General features: G+C 71.5%; 14 protein-coding genes. All 14 read right to left on the bottom strand.

The features are described 5' to 3' along the window. Positions 1-79 precede the first annotated feature (79 nt). Positions 80-1,240 carry a flavodoxin-dependent (E)-4-hydroxy-3-methylbut-2-enyl-diphosphate synthase gene (ispG, locus tag OG294_RS32500; protein ID WP_327070125.1) on the bottom strand — a complete coding sequence of 387 codons (1,161 nt, stop codon included), beginning with the start codon at positions 1,238-1,240 and terminating at the stop codon, positions 80-82. A gap of 85 nt (positions 1,241-1,325) precedes the next feature. Further along, positions 1,326-2,345, bottom strand: coding sequence for an adenosyl-hopene transferase HpnH (gene hpnH / locus OG294_RS32495; RefSeq protein WP_327070124.1), 1,020 nt, complete (start codon positions 2,343-2,345; stop codon positions 1,326-1,328). Between the two features lie 2 nt (positions 2,346-2,347). Continuing rightward, complete coding sequence (locus tag OG294_RS32490; protein WP_327070123.1) at positions 2,348-3,070, bottom strand: 5'-methylthioadenosine/S-adenosylhomocysteine nucleosidase family protein; 723 nt, start codon at positions 3,068-3,070, stop codon at positions 2,348-2,350. Then, the gene (shc, locus tag OG294_RS32485; protein WP_442789261.1) at positions 3,067-5,163 is read right to left on the bottom strand and encodes a squalene--hopene cyclase; all 2,097 of its coding nucleotides are present in this window, start codon (positions 5,161-5,163) and stop codon (positions 3,067-3,069) included. The genes OG294_RS32490 and shc overlap by 4 nt, the downstream gene beginning before the upstream one ends. A gap of 7 nt (positions 5,164-5,170) precedes the next feature. After that, positions 5,171-6,373, bottom strand: coding sequence for a polyprenyl synthetase family protein (locus OG294_RS32480; RefSeq protein ID WP_327070122.1), 1,203 nt, complete (start codon positions 6,371-6,373; stop codon positions 5,171-5,173). Between the two features lie 17 nt (positions 6,374-6,390). Next, entirely contained in the window at positions 6,391-7,866 is a 1,476-nt protein-coding gene (gene hpnE, locus OG294_RS32475; protein ID WP_327070121.1) for a hydroxysqualene dehydroxylase HpnE, read from the bottom strand. 61 nt (positions 7,867-7,927) lie between these two features. After that, entirely contained in the window at positions 7,928-8,785 is an 858-nt protein-coding gene (gene hpnD, locus OG294_RS32470; RefSeq protein ID WP_327070120.1) for a presqualene diphosphate synthase HpnD, read from the bottom strand. 41 nt (positions 8,786-8,826) lie between these two features. Continuing rightward, positions 8,827-9,741: a squalene synthase HpnC gene (hpnC, locus tag OG294_RS32465; RefSeq protein ID WP_327070119.1), complete on the bottom strand. Its 915-nt coding sequence runs from the start codon at positions 9,739-9,741 to the stop codon at positions 8,827-8,829. Between the two features lie 364 nt (positions 9,742-10,105). Next, complete coding sequence (locus OG294_RS32460) at positions 10,106-10,834, bottom strand: ABC transporter ATP-binding protein (RefSeq protein WP_327071753.1); 729 nt, start codon at positions 10,832-10,834, stop codon at positions 10,106-10,108. 127 nt (positions 10,835-10,961) lie between these two features. Next, positions 10,962-11,900: an ABC transporter permease gene (locus OG294_RS32455; protein WP_327070118.1), complete on the bottom strand. Its 939-nt coding sequence runs from the start codon at positions 11,898-11,900 to the stop codon at positions 10,962-10,964. Between the two features lie 125 nt (positions 11,901-12,025). Further along, entirely contained in the window at positions 12,026-12,871 is an 846-nt protein-coding gene (locus OG294_RS32450; protein ID WP_327071752.1) for a glycosyltransferase family 2 protein, read from the bottom strand. A 98-nt stretch (positions 12,872-12,969) separates the two neighbouring features. Beyond that, positions 12,970-13,707, bottom strand: coding sequence for a CDP-alcohol phosphatidyltransferase family protein (locus tag OG294_RS32445; RefSeq protein WP_327071751.1), 738 nt, complete (start codon positions 13,705-13,707; stop codon positions 12,970-12,972). Positions 13,708-13,816: 109 nt separating this feature from the next. Next, positions 13,817-14,878, bottom strand: a complete 1,062-nt coding sequence (locus OG294_RS32440; RefSeq protein WP_327070117.1) for an iron-containing alcohol dehydrogenase family protein — start codon at positions 14,876-14,878, stop codon at positions 13,817-13,819. After that, positions 14,866-15,621 carry a phosphocholine cytidylyltransferase family protein gene (locus tag OG294_RS32435; RefSeq protein ID WP_327070116.1) on the bottom strand — a complete coding sequence of 252 codons (756 nt, stop codon included), beginning with the start codon at positions 15,619-15,621 and terminating at the stop codon, positions 14,866-14,868. Before OG294_RS32435 ends, OG294_RS32440 begins: the two co-directional genes overlap by 13 nt. Between the last annotated feature and the right edge of the window lie 282 nt (positions 15,622-15,903).

The raw sequence follows: 15,903 nt of genomic DNA, 5'->3' as shown, positions 1-15,903 counted from the left end.
TCCACCTCTCGGCTTGGTCTACAGCTCGGTTTGCTCTACAGGGGCCCGGCCGCTGGCTGGGGGCGGAACTTCGGATCTCTCAGCCTGCCGCGATCACCGCCGGTACGCCCGCTGGGCCGCCGTCGGCCTGGTACCGCTCGGCGAGTTGCAGGGCCTCCTCGATCAGGGTCTCGACGATCTTCGACTCGGGCACGGTCTTGATCACCTCGCCCTTCACGAAGATCTGCCCCTTGCCGTTGCCCGAGGCCACCCCCAGATCCGCCTCGCGCGCCTCACCCGGACCGTTCACCACACAGCCCATCACCGCCACCCGCAGCGGCACCTCCATGCCCTCGAGCCCGGCGGTGACCTCCTCCGCGAGCTTGTACACATCCACCTGCGCCCGACCGCACGACGGACACGAAACGATCTCCAACCCGCGCTGACGCAGGTTCAACGACTCCAGGATCTGGATCCCGACCTTGATCTCCTCCACCGGCGGCGCCGACAGCGAGACCCGGATCGTGTCCCCGATCCCCTCCGCCAGCAGCGCACCGAACGCCACCGCCGACTTGATCGTCCCCTGGAACGCCGGACCCGCCTCCGTCACACCCAGGTGCAGCGGATAGTCGCACGCCGCCGCCAACTGCCGGTACGCATTGATCATCACCACCGGGTCGTTGTGCTTCACCGAGATCTTGATGTCCCGGAAGTCGTGCTCCTCGAACAGCGAGCACTCCCACAACGCCGACTCCACCAACGCCTCCGGCGTCGCCTTGCCGTACTTCTCCAGCAGCCGCTTGTCCAGCGAACCCGCGTTCACACCGATCCGGATCGGCACACCCGCCGACTTCGCCGCCCGCGCGATCTCACCGACCTTGTCGTCGAAAGCCTTGATGTTGCCCGGGTTCACCCGCACCGCCGCACAACCCGCATCGATCGCCGCGAACACGTACTTCGGCTGGAAGTGGATGTCCGCGATCACCGGGATCTGCGACTTCCTCGCGATGATCGGCAGCGCGTCCGCGTCGTCCTGCGAGGGCACCGCCACCCGCACGATCTGACACCCCGAAGCGGTCAGCTGCGCGATCTGCTGCAGCGTCGCGTTCACGTCCGAGGTCAGCGTCGTGGTCATCGACTGCACCGACACCGGCGCGTCACCACCGACCGGAACGTTGCCGACCATGATCTGACGCGAGACGCGGCGGGTGGCGAGCGGCTTGAGCGGCAGGGACGGAACACCGAGCGAGATCGCGGTCATGGCTGTACGCACATCCTTGCTGTGATGGTCTTGATGTCATGGTCGGGCCCGGCGCGCGCTCTCGCACGCGCGCCGGGCCCGGCGCTCAGCGGGTACCGGCCACGGTCTCCCGCATCGCGCGCAGCGACTCCTTGAGCGAGCCCATGGTGGCGAGCACCGCCGTGGGCTCGTAACCGCAGTGCGCCATGCAGTTCTCGCAGCGCGGGTCCTTGCCACGGCCGTACTTCGACCAGTCGGTCTTCTCGATGAGCTCCCGGTAGGTGGGCACGTACCCGTCGGACATCAGGTAGCAGGGGCGCTGCCACCCGAAGAGCGAGTAGTTCGGGATGCCCCAGGCGGTGCACTCGAAGTCGACCTTGCCCTCCAGGAAGTCCAGGAAGAGCGGGCTGTGGTTCAGCCGCCAGCGGCGGCGGTTGCCGCCGGCGAAGGTCTTGCGGAAGAGCTCCCGGGTCTGCTCCACGCCCAGGAAGTGCTCCTGGTCGGGAGCCTTCTCGTAGGCGTAGGCCGGGGAGAGCATCATCTCGTCGACCTTGAGCTCGTCGTTGAGGTAGTCGAGCACCTCGATGATGGTCTGCGGGGTGTCCGTGTTGAAGAAGGTGCTGTTGGTGGTCACCCGGAAGCCGCGTCGCTTGGCCTCCTTGATGGCCGCCACCGCCTCGTCGAACACCCCCTCCTTGGCCACCGACTCATCGTGCCGCTCGCGCATGCCGTCGATGTGGACCGTAAAGGTGAAGTACGGCGAAGGAGTGAACTTGTCCAACTTCTTGCGCAGCAGCATGGCGTTCGTGCACAGGAAGACGTACTTCCGCTTCGCCACCAGCTGACGGACGATCTCGTCGATCTGCGGGTGCATCAGCGGCTCGCCGCCGGCGATGGAGACCATCGGAGCACCGGACTCCAGCACCGCGCCGACCGCCTGGGCGACCGGCATCCGCTGCTTCAGCACCCCGGCCGGGTGCTGGATCTTGCCACAGCCCTCGCAGGCGAGGTTGCACGCGAAGAGCGGCTCCAGCTCGACGATCAGCGGGAACTTCTCGCGGCGCTTGAGCTTCTGCTGCATGAGGTACGTACCAACCCGCATGGTCTGGCGCAGCGGCATGGCCATGGCTAGCTCGCCTCCTGAGGGAGCGTCGGCAGGGAAGAGTGGGTCAACAGGGCAGGATCTGCCGGCTCCGGTATCGAACGGAGGTGCTGTGCACCGGCCCCGGCGCCGACCACGGCGCGGTGCCAGCCGAGCAGTGCGGGCACCAGGGCCCGCAGGGTACGGAACGCGCGCAGGCCGGCCGGCACGGTGCCGGGCCGGAACAGCTCGCGCTCGGGCGTGTCGACCACCACCCGGACCGCCGCCATCGGCAGACCGTCCGGTACCTGGTCGAGCACGCTGTCGAACACGGCCGCGGACTCCATGTCCACGGCCAGGATCCCCTGCCGGCTGAGCACGCGGCGCTCGTGGCCGCTCACCACGTGGTCGGCGGAGTGCAGGGTTCCGGTGCGGACGCTGAGTCCGAGGCCGGTCAGCGCCCGGGCGAGCGGCGCCGGCTGGTCGGTCGTCCGCACCCGGCCGGCCGGGCAGTGCACCCGGTCGGAAACGATCACTTCACCCGGTCTTGTCCCCGACACGGCCGCGGCGCAGAATCCGGTCATCAGCACCGCGCCGTAGCCCTGCGGGGCGGCCGACAGCAGGGTGCCCGCCGTCCGTCCGGCCCGCGCCGGGCCCATGCCGGTACGGGCCAGCACCGGCGGGCCACCGAGGGCCTGCGCCCAGTCGCCGCGGCGCAGCGCCCACTCCTCAGCGGGCAGTGCGCACAGCACCAGGAGCGGTGCACTCATGTCAGCCTCCCCAGCACCGGATTGCCGTGCAGGTAGCGGCCCAGCGCGGTGACCGGGAAGACCAGCCGGTAGAGGTGGTAGTTGATCGAGAAGTCCCACGGGAACCCGGTCCCGGTGAACTGCGGCTCGTCCCAGCTGCCTTCGGCCAACTGGGTGGCCGCCAGCCAGCGCACGCCGCGTTCCACCGCGGCGCTGCCCCGCTCCGGTCCGGGAGCGAACCGGCCGCCGGGCCCTTCGCCGGCCGACAGCAGCGCCATCAGCGCCCAGGCGGTCTGCGAGGCGGTGGACTCACCGCGCCCCGACCAGTTCTCCGGGTCCTCGTAGGAGCGCATGTCCTCGCCCCAGCCGCCGTCCGGGTTCTGCCGCTCCTCCAGCCAGCGCACCGCACGCCGGATCGCCGGATCGGACTCGGGCACCCCTGCCGCCACCAGGGCCGGCAGGACCGACCCGGTGCCGTAGATGTAGTTGGTGCCCCAGCGGCCGAACCAGGAGCCCTCGGCCTCCTGGTTGCGCAGCAGCCACTCCACGCCCCGCCTGGTGCGCGGGTCGTCCGCCTTGCCGACCTCGGCCAGCATCTCCACCACGTGGGCGGTGACGTCGGCCGACGGCGGGTCGACCACCTCGCCGAAGTCGCAGAACGGCAGCTTGTTCGGCAGCGTGCTGGTGTTGTCCACGTCGAAGGCGCCCCAGGCGCCGTTCTTGGACTGCATGCCGAGGTTCCACTCGACGCCGCGGTGCACGGCGCCGGCCACCCGCTCCGGCTCCGGGTGGTCCACCCGGCGCAGCGCCAGCACCACCTCGGCGGTGTCGTCGATGTCGGGATAGGTGTCGTTGTGGAACTCGAAGGCCCAGCCGCCCGGGGCCAGCTGGGGCCGCTGCACCGACCAGTCGCCCTTGGTGGTGATCTCCTCCGCGAGCATCCAGTCGGTCGCCCGGACCAGCGCCGGGTGGTCGGCCGGCAGACCCGCGTCGACCAGCGCGATGGTGGCCAGGCAGGTGTCCCAGACCGGGGACTGACAGGCCTCCAGCCAGCGCTTGCCGTCCTCGGTGTGCACGGTGAAGCGCTCGAAGGCGGCCAGCCCGGAACGCATCACCGGGTGGTCCAGCTCGTAGCCGAGCAGGTGCAGCGCGATCAGTGAGTAGACGGCGGGCGGCTGGATGCCGCCCCAGCAGCCGTCCGCCTCCTGGCGCTCGACGATCCAGCGTCCGGCCTGGCTCAGTGCCAGCCGGCGCAGCGGTCGCACCGCGCGCTTGTGGTAGGCGTGCAGCACCAGGTCGAGCCGCTCGAAGAGTCCGTCCCAGCTGGCGGGCGGGGCGAGCGGGCGCAGCGGGAAGGGGTTGGCCGGGTCGGTGTGCAACTCGGTGAGCTCGAACGGACCCGGTCTGACCGGGCGGTGCGCGGAGACCACGGTGAGCGGCACGATGGTCTGACGGGCCCAGCAGCCGAACGCGTAGATGTTCAGCGGCAGCCACTTGGGCAGGAACATGATCTCGGGCGGCATCTCCGGCAAACGCTCCCACGGCCACCAGCCGAAGAGCGCGAGCCAGATCCTGGTGAAGACCCGGGTCGCCGCGATGCCGCCGGCGCCCCGGACGTACTCGGCCGCGGCCCGCATGTGCGGGGCGTCCGGTTGGTCTCCGGCCAGGCGCAGCGCGACATAGGCCTCGACCGTGGTGGAAATCTCCGGCGGACCTCCGTGGAAGGTCCCCCAGGTGCCGTCCGCGCGCTGCTGCGAGCGGATCCACTCGGCGGTGGCCGCGGTCTGCTCCACCGTGCGGATTCCCAGGAACTGACGGAGTAACAGGTCCTCCGCGTCCATGGTGACGTTGGTCTCCAGGTCCCCCTTCCACCAGCCTTCGGTGTCCTGCAGGGACAGCAGGTGGGTGGTGGCCCGGTGCAAGCTCTGCTCGATCGCCGCGCGGTCCACGGGCGCCGGCGCGATCAGCTCCTCCAGAGCTTCGGTGCCGTGCCCGGCCACCTGCCACGGGCCGGCGTCGGCCGGACCGGCCAACGGGGCCGGTGGCCGCTCGTCCACCGCGACCGGCTCGGAATCGTACTCAGGGTCGAGCCGGCCGTCCGCGGTTGCTGTCAACTTGATGTCACCTCTCTCGTACCACCACGAATTCGGCGAGCGCGACGAAGCGCTCGCGCACCTCGTCGGCCATCGGGACCTCGTCCAGTGCGGCGAGGGCGGTCGTGTGCTGGCGGCGCGCCTCCTCCTGGGTCCAGGCACGGCCGCCCGCCTGCTCGATCAGCGCGGCCCGCCCGGCCAGCACCTCCTCGGACTCCTCGCCGCGCCCCTGCGGGTCGGCGAGCAGTTCGGCCAGCCGGCGGGAGGCCGCGCCGCCCTCGGCGAGGGCGGCGGCCACCGGCAGCGACTTCTTGCGCTGGCGCAGGTCGCCCCAGTGCGGCTTGCCGGTCACCTCGGTGGCACCCCAGATGCCGAGCAGGTCGTCCACGGCCTGGAAGGCCAGGCCCAGGTGGTGGCCGTACCGCTCCAGCGCGTCGGCCGTGCGGTCGTCGGCACCGGCCAGGACCGCGCCGATGGCGGAGGCGGCGGCCAGCAGCGCGCCGGTCTTGCCGCCCTCCATCGCCAGGCACTCCTCGACGGTGACCGCGTCGCGGTGCTCGAAGGAGAGGTCCTGGGCCTGGCCGTCGATCAGCTTGCGGGTCGCGGTGGTGAGCAGGCGCACGGCGCGGGCGGCGTCGGCCGGGGTCGCGGCGCCCTGGCCGGCGTCCAGCAGGACCTCGGTTCCGAGGGTGGCCAACGCGTCGCCGACCAGGATCGCCTGCGCCGGGCCGAAGACCGTCCAGGCGGTGGCCCGGTGCCTACGGGTCTCGTCACCGTCCATCAGATCATCATGCAGCAGCGAAAAGTTGTGCACCAGCTCAACGGCCACCCCACCAGGTACTCCGGCAGGTGCCTCGGCGCCGGCGGCCTCCGCCGAGAGCAGCGCGAGCGCCGGGCGGATCGCCTTGCCGCCGTCGCTCGCCGTCGGGTTTCCGGCCTGGTCGGTCCAGCCGAAGTGGTAGGCGGCGACCGCGTCCATCGGAGGGGCCAACCGGGCGACGGCCGCGCGCAGCGGCGGGGTACAGAGCGTGCGGCCCCTGGCCAGCAGCTCGGGTACCGAGACGGGCTCGGCCTGGGCCGTCGCTCCCGCGGCCGTGCTCGGGCGTGCCTCCACGTGTGTTCCCTCTCCCTGGGCCGGTGTGCTGGTGTCGGTGGTGGTGGGCGCGGCCGACCCGGCCACGGCGGCCGGCCTGCTCGCCCTCGGCGTGGGCGCCGCTTGAGTGGTCGCCATCGGGCGCCGGGGTCCGCTCATCGGGGCCACCGCCCGTCCCCGTGGTCCACCGGCACCCGCTCGCCCGCGGCGCGCAGCGCGGCGTCGGCGGCGGCGTGGCCGCTGCGCACGGCGCTCTCCATGGTCGCGGGCCACCCGGTGGCCGTCCAGGAGCCGGCCAGCAGCAGGCCGGGGATCCGGGTCGCGGCCACCGGACGCAGCGCGGCGGTGCCCGGGGCCGGATCGAAGGTGGCGGTGCGCTCGCGGGTGACGAAGAAGTCGAGCACCTCGGCGTTGCGGGCGGCCGGCAGCAGGCGCTCCAGCTCCGGCAGGTAGCGGGCCCTCAGCTCGGCGACCGGCAGGTCGATCTCGTCCCGCACGGCGGACTGGGAGAGCGCCAGGTACTGCGCGCCGGGGTGCCCGGTGGTGACCCCGGAGTGCGGGGTGCGGTCGAAGACCCACTGGACCGGGGAGTCCAGCGCGGCGAAGAACGGCCGGCGCAGCACCTGGCGGTCGTAGACCACGTGCACGTTGAGGATCGGCGCGGTGCCGAGCTCCGCCAGCCGGTGCTGCTCGGCGATCGCGCCCTCCGGCAGCAGCGCGGCCGCCGAGTCCTGGGCGCCGGCCAGCACCACCACGTCGGCGCTGAGCAGCTCGCCGTTCTCCAGCCGCACGGCGTGCGGCGGCCCGGCGGTGGTCGAGACGGACTTCAGCTCGACGACCTTGGTGCGCAGCCGCACCGTGACCTCGGCCCGGGCCAGCTCGGCCAGCGCCGCGTCATGGTGCAGGACGCCGAGCGGGACCGCCGCGACGCCGATGTCGCTGGCGCCCGGATCGGTGAGCAGACCGGTCTTGAAGACCATCGCGGCCAGCGCCAGCGAGACCTCCGCGGCCTTGGCGTTCAGGGTGGCGACCCCGACCAGGTCCCAGAGCGCGGCGATGGTGCGGTCGTTCTGGCCGTGCGAGCGCAGCCACTCGCCGAAGGAGAGCCGGTCGAGCGCCGGGTCGGCGAGGTCCAGCCGCTGCAGCGCGAGCGCGCCGCGCACCACCCGCAGCCGGTCCAGCGGCCGCAGGTGCGGGTAGCTCGCCAGGCTGGCGGCCAGGTGCAGCGGGACCGGCAGGCCGGCCCGGCGCAGCCGGCCGAGCCGGTGCCGGTCGCCGCGCACGGCGAGCACCGGGACGTCCAGCCGGGGCTGGATCTCGACCTGGCCGCCGGCGCCCAGGCGCTCGATCAGGCCGCGGTAGGCGGTGCAGCAGCGCAGGAAGACGTGCTGGCCGTTGTCCACGGTCAGCTCGCCGCGGCGGAACGAGAAGGCCAGGCCGCCCAGCCTCGGGCGGGCCTCCAGCAGGGTGACCCGGTGGCCGGCCTCGGCCAGCCGCAGCGCGGCGGTCAGTCCGGCCAGCCCGCCGCCCACCACGACGGCAGTCCGCTGGGCTTGCCCGCTCATCACACCTCCCCGCTGTTCGGTTCGCGCGCCTCGATGCGCACCCGTCCCACGCGCAGCATTCGCCACAACAGTGCCGGTGCTTGCGATGATTCCCCGTCGATGACGGCTGACGGAGGGTCGGACGGGTTCAAGAACGTCCTCCGGCCAGGCCGGAGAGCGCGACATAGGCCTTCTCCCAGCCCGGCAGCGAGACCCGGCCGCGCAGCACCGACTCCGGCTCGGCGGCGATCCGCCCCAGGAGGCGGTGGTAGATCCCGGCCATCGCTGCGGTGCAGGCCCGGCTGCGCCGGTCCAGCATCGGCAGCAGCCGCAGGCCCTCCTCGAAGTAGCCCTGGGCCCGCTCGGCCTGGAAGGCGACCAGGCCGGTGAAGTCGGCGCCGACCGGCGGCGTGGGCAGCGCGAAGCCCTGCTCGCAGCCGAACCGGGCCAGGTCCTCGGCCGGCAGGTAGGTGCGTCCGTTGACCGCGTCCTCGCGCAGGTCGCGCAGGATGTTGGTGAGCTGCAGGGCCAGGCCCAGGGTGTCCGCGTACTCGGCGCCGCGCTTGGGGTCCGCGCAGCCGTACACACCGAGCGAGAGCCGGCCGATCGAGCCGGCCACGCAGCGGCAGTAGACCTTGAGGTCCTCGAAGGTCTGGTACTCGGCGCCGCGCAGGTCCATCTCGACGCCGTCGATCAGCTCGTCGAAGGCGTCCAGCGGGATCGGGAAGCGCCGGGCGGCGTCCGCCAGTGCCACCTTGATCGGATCGGTGTCCTCCTCGGTGACCTCGCCCGCCCGCACCTCGTCCAGCAGGGCGCGGGTGGCGAGCAGCTGCTCGGTCTTGCGCTGCTCGGACAGCTCGCCGTCGCCGATGTCGTCGACCCGGCGGGCGAGCGCGTAGAGAGCGGACATGGCCAGCCGCTTGGGCTCCGGCAGCAGCCGGATCCCGTAGCTGAAGTTGCGGGCCTGCAGGGCGGTGACCGCCTCGCAGTACCGATAGGCCGCCATGACCGGTGCCGACGCCAGTGGTGATGCCGCCACTCGGGCGTTCACCTTCCCTTCGCGAAGATGGCCGCCGCCTTCATCGCCAGGCGGCGCTTGTCGGGCTTCGGCTGCTGGGCCAGCACGTCGTACCCGGCGGCCTCGACTGCCGCCAGGGCCGCGTACCCGCCCGCGGTGAATCCCGCCAGGAGAAGTCGAAGCCTCCCCCGAACCGTACCCACCAGCGGGGCGCCGTGATCGAGCAGGGTCCGTGCCCGAGCCGCCTCGAACGCCACGAGTTCGCGCACCCTCGCGTCGGCGCTGGGGGCGGCGAGGTCGGCCTCGGTGACGCCGTGGCGGGCCATATCCTCGGTGGGCAGGTAGATCCGCCCGCGGGCGAGGTCCTCGGCCACGTCCTGGAGGTGCTCGATGACCTGGAGCGCGGTGCAGATCGCATCCGAACGCTCGATCCGTTCCGGGGTCGCGACGTCGGCGAGCGCGAGCACCAGGCGGCCCACCGGGTCCGCGGACAGCGTGCAGTAGCCGACCAGACTTTCGAAGGTCGGGTATCGGGTGGTGGTCTGGTCCACCCGGTTCGCCTCGATCAGACGGCGGAACGGCTCCGGCGTCACCGCGTGGCGGCCGATCAGCGGCACCAGGGCGCCCATCAGCGGATGCCGCGGCGGCTCGCTGACGGTCCCGGGCAGCGCGGCCTCGAAGGCCCGGTCCAGATCGCGCTCCAGGCCGTCGAGCAGCCCCAGCCGGAACACCGTCTCGTCGCCGGCGTGCGCGGGCGCTCCCAGCACCGCGGCCGTCCCCGCGGGGTCCGCGAGATCGCCGTCGCCGGCGTCGTCCACCAGGCGGGCGAAGCCGTAGACCGCCATCAGGTCGTCGCGCCAGGCGGCCGGCAGGAAGCCGGGGGCGACCGGGAAGTTCTCCCGCGCCGCCTTGGCCAGCGTCTCCTCCTCAGAGGGACCGCCCACCCCACCGCTCCCCGGCCGCGCCGAGAACTGAGCCGAAGTCGTCACTGCCGTCACTCCCCCGTTCTACACCGGTGTTGACCATGGACCCGACTCGGACACGCTTCCCCCGCGCAGGCTGGACCGCTCCCGGACCCCCACCCTTTCACTTCCGGTCACGAGTCGAAAAGACCACCCCCCGGCGCGCCGACCCCCCTCACCCGCCCGGCGCACACGCGGGGGCGCGAAAAGAGGAGGTGCGCCCGGGTCGCGCGCCGAGGGTAACCGGAACGGACGCCGTTGCGCACACGGATTGAACGCCAGGGGCCGGTGCCGAGAACGCCTCCGCGTTTCCAGCACCGGCCCCTGATGACCGACTACGGGCGCCTCAGGGGCGCTCGCCGCGTTCGTACATGCCGACGACCTCTTCGGTCGGGCCGTCCATGATCAGCTTGCCGGTCTCGATCCAGACCGTCCGCTCGCAGGTGTCACGGATCGCGTTGTTGTTGTGGCTGACCAGGAAGACCGTACCGGCCTCCTTGCGCAGCTCGCGGATGCGGGCCTCGCTGCGGCGCTGGAAGGCCTGGTCACCGGTGGAGAGCGCCTCGTCGATCAGCAGCACGTCGTGGGTCTTGGCCGCCGCGATGGAGAACCGCAGGCGGGCCGCCATGCCCGAGGAGTACGTGCGCATGGGCAGGTTGATGAACTCGCCCTTCTCGTTGATGCCCGAGAAGTCCACGATCGACTGGTAGCGGGCCTTGACCTGCTCCGGGCTCATGCCCATCGCCAGGCAGCCGAGGACCACGTTGCGCTCGCCGGTCAGGTCGTCCATCAGGGCCGCGTTCACGCCGAGCAGCGAGGGCTGGCCGTTGGTGTAGATGCCGCCCTTCTCGGTCGGCAGCAGGCCGGCGATGGCCGACAGCAGGGTCGACTTGCCCGAGCCGTTCGAGCCGATCAGGCCGACCGCCTCACCCTTGTACGCGGTGAAGCTGACGCCGCGCACCGCGTGCACCTCGGTGATCGCGGGCGAGCGCTTGCGGGAGATCAGGCGGCTGAGCGCCGAGGTGGCGCTGCCCTTGCCCGCCGAGGCGCCGTGCACCTTGTAGACGATGTGCACGTCGTCGACGACGACGGTGGGGGTGCGGGTCTCCTTGGCGGCGGCGACGGCCTTGGCGTCGCGCTCGCGGCGGAGGGCGGCGCGCTCCTCGCCGGTGAGCTCGCGCTCCTCCTCGGTGGTAACAGTGTCAGCCACGGCCGTACTCCTCCTCTGCCTTCCAGAAGAAGACGTAACCGATCACGAAGGCCACCAGCGCCCAGCCGACGGCCATCTCCCAGATGTGGTGCGGCATGGTCAGGTAGTGCGCGGGGTACTTGTGCTTGCTGTAGATGCTCGGGATCATCGCGTGCCGAACGAGCTCCATGTACACGGACGCCGGGTTCGCCTGAGTGATCACCTGCACCCAGTGCGGCCAGCTCTTGACGTGGTCCGAGATGGTGTACATGACGCCGGACAGGTACATCCAGGTGCGCAGCAGGAACGGCATCAGCTGGGAGACGTCACTCGTCTTCGCACCGATGCGGGCCATGATCAGCGCCAGACCGGTGTTGAAGAAGGACAGCAGGATCAGTGCCGGGATCACCTGGAGCCAGGTCATCCCCGGCATCAGGTTGTTCGAGAGGATGATGGCGACCAGCACGACCATCGAGATCAGCAGCTGCTGGAGCTGGATCACGGTGAAGGCGATCGGCATGCAGGCGCGCGGGAAGTGCAGCGCCCGGATCAGCCCGAGGTTGTAGGAGATCGCTCCGGTGCCGGACTGGATGGCGCTCTGGATGAACTGGAAGATGAAGACGCCGACGCAGAGCCACGGAATGTACTTCGGAGTGTTGTTACCGCTCAGGATGACGCCGAAGACCAGGTAGAAGACCGCACAGTTCAGCAGTGGCGTGACAACCTGCCAGACCTGGCCCATCTTCGCCGTGGTGTACTGCGCCACCAGCCGGGCGGTCGCGAAGGCGAAAATGAAGTGGCGGCGTCCCCACAACTGCTTGCTGTAGGCGAAGAGCCCTGGCCGGGCGCCGCTGATGCTCAGACCGTACTTGTCGGCGAGCTGCTTCGGGGTCAGTCCGGTGTCAACACCCCCTGGTAGTGAGAGGTTGATCGGTTCAGTCACTGTCGACACATTCGTCCTTCACGGGCTCGGAAGTCCGGCTGCTGGCCGGGGGCAGTCGCCGGGCTCTCGGCGGGGAGATCCATGGGGGATCACGGGGGTCCGGGTGGCGGTGTGGTGGTCCGCTGACCGGGTGATCAGATGACCGGCGGTCTGCCCAACCTGGTCAATCGCCATACAGTACGCCATCGCATCGGCCGTCGCTCGCCGCACGGCTTGCGCCAGCCTTCCCGGAAGCCGCCCCACCAGGCCTTCATCGCCTCCCCGGAGGGGCGGCGGGCCAGGGTGAGCAGCAGCCAGGTGCACAGGTAGAGAGGCACCAACGGGGCCGGGAGGTTCCGTCGGGCCAGCCACACCCGGTTGCGCGCCACGTTGTGGAAGTACGAGGCGTGCCGGGCGGGCGAGGTGGTGGGATGGTGCAGCACGATGTCCGCGCGGTAGTCGATCGACCACCCTGCGTCCAGCGCCCGCCACGCGAGGTCGGTCTCCTCGTGGGCGTAGAAGAAGTCGGCGGGCAGCTGCCCGGCCTGCTCGAACACCGTCGAGCGGACCGCGCTGGCGCCGCCGAGGAAGGTGGTGACCCGCGAGGAGCGCAGCGGGTCGGCGGCGCGCAGCCGCGGGACGTGCCGGCGCTGGGTGACGCCGGTGTCGGGGTCGGCGATCCGGAAGCTGACGATGCCGAGCCCCGGGTCGGCGGTGAAGGCCTCGCGCAGCAGGCGGGCCGAGTCCGGGTTGGGCAGCGAGCCGTCGTCGTCCAGGAAGAGCACCGCGTCGACGTCGCGGCCGTCGGGGCCGAACAGCTCGATCCCCACGTTGCGACCGCCGGGGATCCCGAGGTTCTCGGGCAGCTCGACGGCGCGCACGCCGGCGGGCAGCGGCGGCAGCGGGGCGCCGTTGCCGACCACGGCCAGCTCGACGGCCGGGCCCTGCTGGCGCTGGACCGACTCGATCAGCGCGTTCAGTTCGGCCGGGCGGTTGCCCATGGTGATGATCACGGCGCCGAGACGGAAGTCGTCGGCCCTGGTGCCCGCGGGCGTGGTGTTCGTCGTGGTGTTGTTCGTGGTGTTGTTCATCGAAGCTTTCACCGCAGCCGACTGGAGAGGACGATGCTGAGCAGGTGGAGAACGGTCTGCAGCATGGCGATCGCGGCCAGCACGACCACCGCGAGACGGGTGAAGAGGAGCCCGCCGTGCACCGCGTCGGCGATCCCGGCGGCCAGGATGAGGAGCGAGGCCTCGACCGCACCGACCAGCCGGTGGAACTTCAGCAGCGAGGCGACCTGGCGGGCCCTGGCCACGCCGGCGGAGCGCGGCACCGAGGCGCTGTCGGCCACCGCCGTCATTCCGCTGCGGGCCCGGGCGACGTCGACCAGGTCGGTCTCGGACTTGATCAGGATCGCGCCGAGCGCGGCCAGGGTGCCGAGGAAGGCCCACTCCCAGTGGGTGGCGCCGCCGCTGCGGTGCAGCAGGTCGGCGCCGCGCAGGCCGAGGCCGGTGAGCAGCGCGGCCTCCGACATGTAGTGGCCGACCCGGTCCAGGTAGACGCCGGTCAGCGAGGTCTGCCGGCGCCAGCGGGCCACCTCGCCGTCCACGCAGTCGAGCAGCAGGTAGAGCTGGATCAGCAGCGCGCCGACGACCGCACCGGCGAGGCCCGGGAGGAGCAGCCCCGCACCGGCCAGGACGCCGGTGCACATCATCGCGTAGGTCAGGCCGTTGGGCGTGATCGCGGTGACCGTCGACAGCACCCGGGTGATCCGCAGCGAGATGCCGCGCATGTAGAGCCGGCCCGCCCAGTGCTCGGCGCTGCGGCGCTGGAGCATGCCCGCCGGGTGGATCACCGCGCGCAGCTCCTCGATCGAGGGGCGAACCGCGAGGTCGACCACGGCGCGGCCGGCGACCGGGGGCGCGGCGGCGGCCGAGGCTCGGGGCTCAGCTGTTGACGGCTTGGACATAGTCGGCGTACGCGTCCCTGATCGCTGCTGGGGAGAGGTCGAGGTACTCAAGAATCGTGAAGCGCCCCGGGCGGGTATTCGGAGCGTAGTGCACCGCTTCGATGAACTCCGCCTCGGTGAAACCGATCTGATCGGCAGTCACCGGCAGGCCGTGGGCCCGCAGACGGTCGACGATCAGCCCGGTCAGCTCGTGCTCGCCCCGCAGGAAGCTCGCGAAGGCCGCGCCGAGGCCGACCTGTTCGCCGTGCTGAGCCGAACGCTTGGGATAGAGCACGTCCAAGGCGTGCGAGATCTCGTGACAGGCACCCGAGGAAGGCCGGGTGCTGCCCGCGATGCTCATCGCGATGCCGGACAGTACCAGTGCTTCCGCGAGCGCCGTAAGGAGGTCCGCGTCCTCCAGGGCGCCCGGGTGGTGCAGCAGGTTCTCGCCCGCCGAGCGGGCCATCGCCACCGCCAGTCCGTCCACCTTCTCGCCCGTTTCGCGCTGGGAGAGTTCCCAGTCGGCACAGGCCGAGATGTTGGACAGGACGTCACCGATGCCGGCCGCCACGAAGCGCTGCGGGGCCTGCTGGATCACGTCCAGGTCGACCACGATGCCGATCGGTCCGGGCACCCCGTAGGAGCCCCGCCCCGCGTCGTTGTCGAGGGTCGAGACCGGCGAGCAGATGCCGTCGTGCGCCAGGTTGGTGGCGACGGCGACCAGGGGCAGCCCGACCCGCGCGGCGGCGTACTTGGCGGCGTCGATGATCTTACCGCCCCCGAGGCCCACCAGGACGTCGTAGTGGCCGCTCTTGACCTCGTCCGCCAGCCGCACCGCGCCGTCCAGGGTGCCGTCCCCGGCCTCGAACCAGTCGGCGTTCGGCAGCATCGGCAGCAGGCGGTCGCGCAGCCGGGCCCCCGAGCCGTTGCTGATCGCCACCGCGACCCGCCCGGCGGTCGACAGCCGCTGGTCGGCGAGGATGCCGGCCAGCGAGTCCAGGGCACCCGGGCGGATCTCGACGAAGACCGGCGAGGGAATCAGCCGGGTCAGTACTGGCACGCGATCTCCCGGGCCTTGGCCAGGTCCTCGTGGTTGTCGACCTCGACCCAGGAGACCTCGCCGATCGGCTGCACGTCGATCCGCAGGCCGCGGTCGGTCATCTCCTGGTAGCCGTCCTCGTAGTAGAGCTGCGGGTCGCGCTCGTAGGTGGTGCGCAGCGCGTCGGCCAGGTCTGCGGCGGCGGACGGGTTGATCACGGTGACGCCGATGTACTCGCCGGTCGCCTCGGCCGGGTCCATCAGCTTGGTGATCCTTTGCACGCCCTTGACCGGGTCGACGACGACCTTCATCTCCTCGTCGGCCAGCTTCTTGTGGGTGTCCAGCGCGAGCAGGATGCCCGGGGTGCGGCCCTCGGCGATCAGGCGGTCGTTGCCGTCCAGCATGGTGCGCTGCACCGAGGCCGGGTGCACGGTGTCGCCGTTGGCCAGCAGCAGGCCCTCGGCGAACAGCTCACGGGCGCACCAGAGGGAGTAGGCGTTGTTCCACTCCTCGGCCTTGTCGTTCTCGACCAGGGTGAGCTTGACGCCGTACTTCTGCTCCAGTGCCTCCTGGCGCTCGTACACGGCCTCCTTGCGGTAGCCGACCACGATCGCGGCCTCGCGCAGGCCGACCTCGGCGAAGTTGCCGAGGGTGAGATCCAGCACGGTCTTCTCGCCGTCGACCGGCACCAGCGCCTTGGGCAGGGTGTCGGTGTACGGGCGGAGCCGGCGGCCGGCTCCGGCCGCCAGAACGAGGCCGATCATGCGGGGTCTCCTGTTTCGTCGGTACCGGGTGCGCAGTGCCGCCCTGGGGTTCCCCTCGACCGTCCGCGGGCCTGCCGGTGCACATCCGTACCCGCATGTGCCCGCCCACGGAACGACGCCCCGGTCCCGCCGCTCGGCGGTGCACCGTGTCGTTAGTGATGGTAGGCGACCGGCACCACCGGCCCGAACGCCGCCCGGCCCCCGCAGGTGCGCCGCGGGAGGCGGATCCGGCCCTCCGGTGAGGGTGCTCGGACGGTTGCGTGGCGGTCACGTGTCGGACTG

It is taken from the genome of Kitasatospora sp. NBC_01302 (assembly GCF_035976515.1).
GTDB lineage: Bacteria > Actinomycetota > Actinomycetes > Streptomycetales > Streptomycetaceae > Kitasatospora.
Note: the sequence above shows the minus strand (reverse complement) of the source record. Positions and strands in the feature narration are given on the sequence as shown.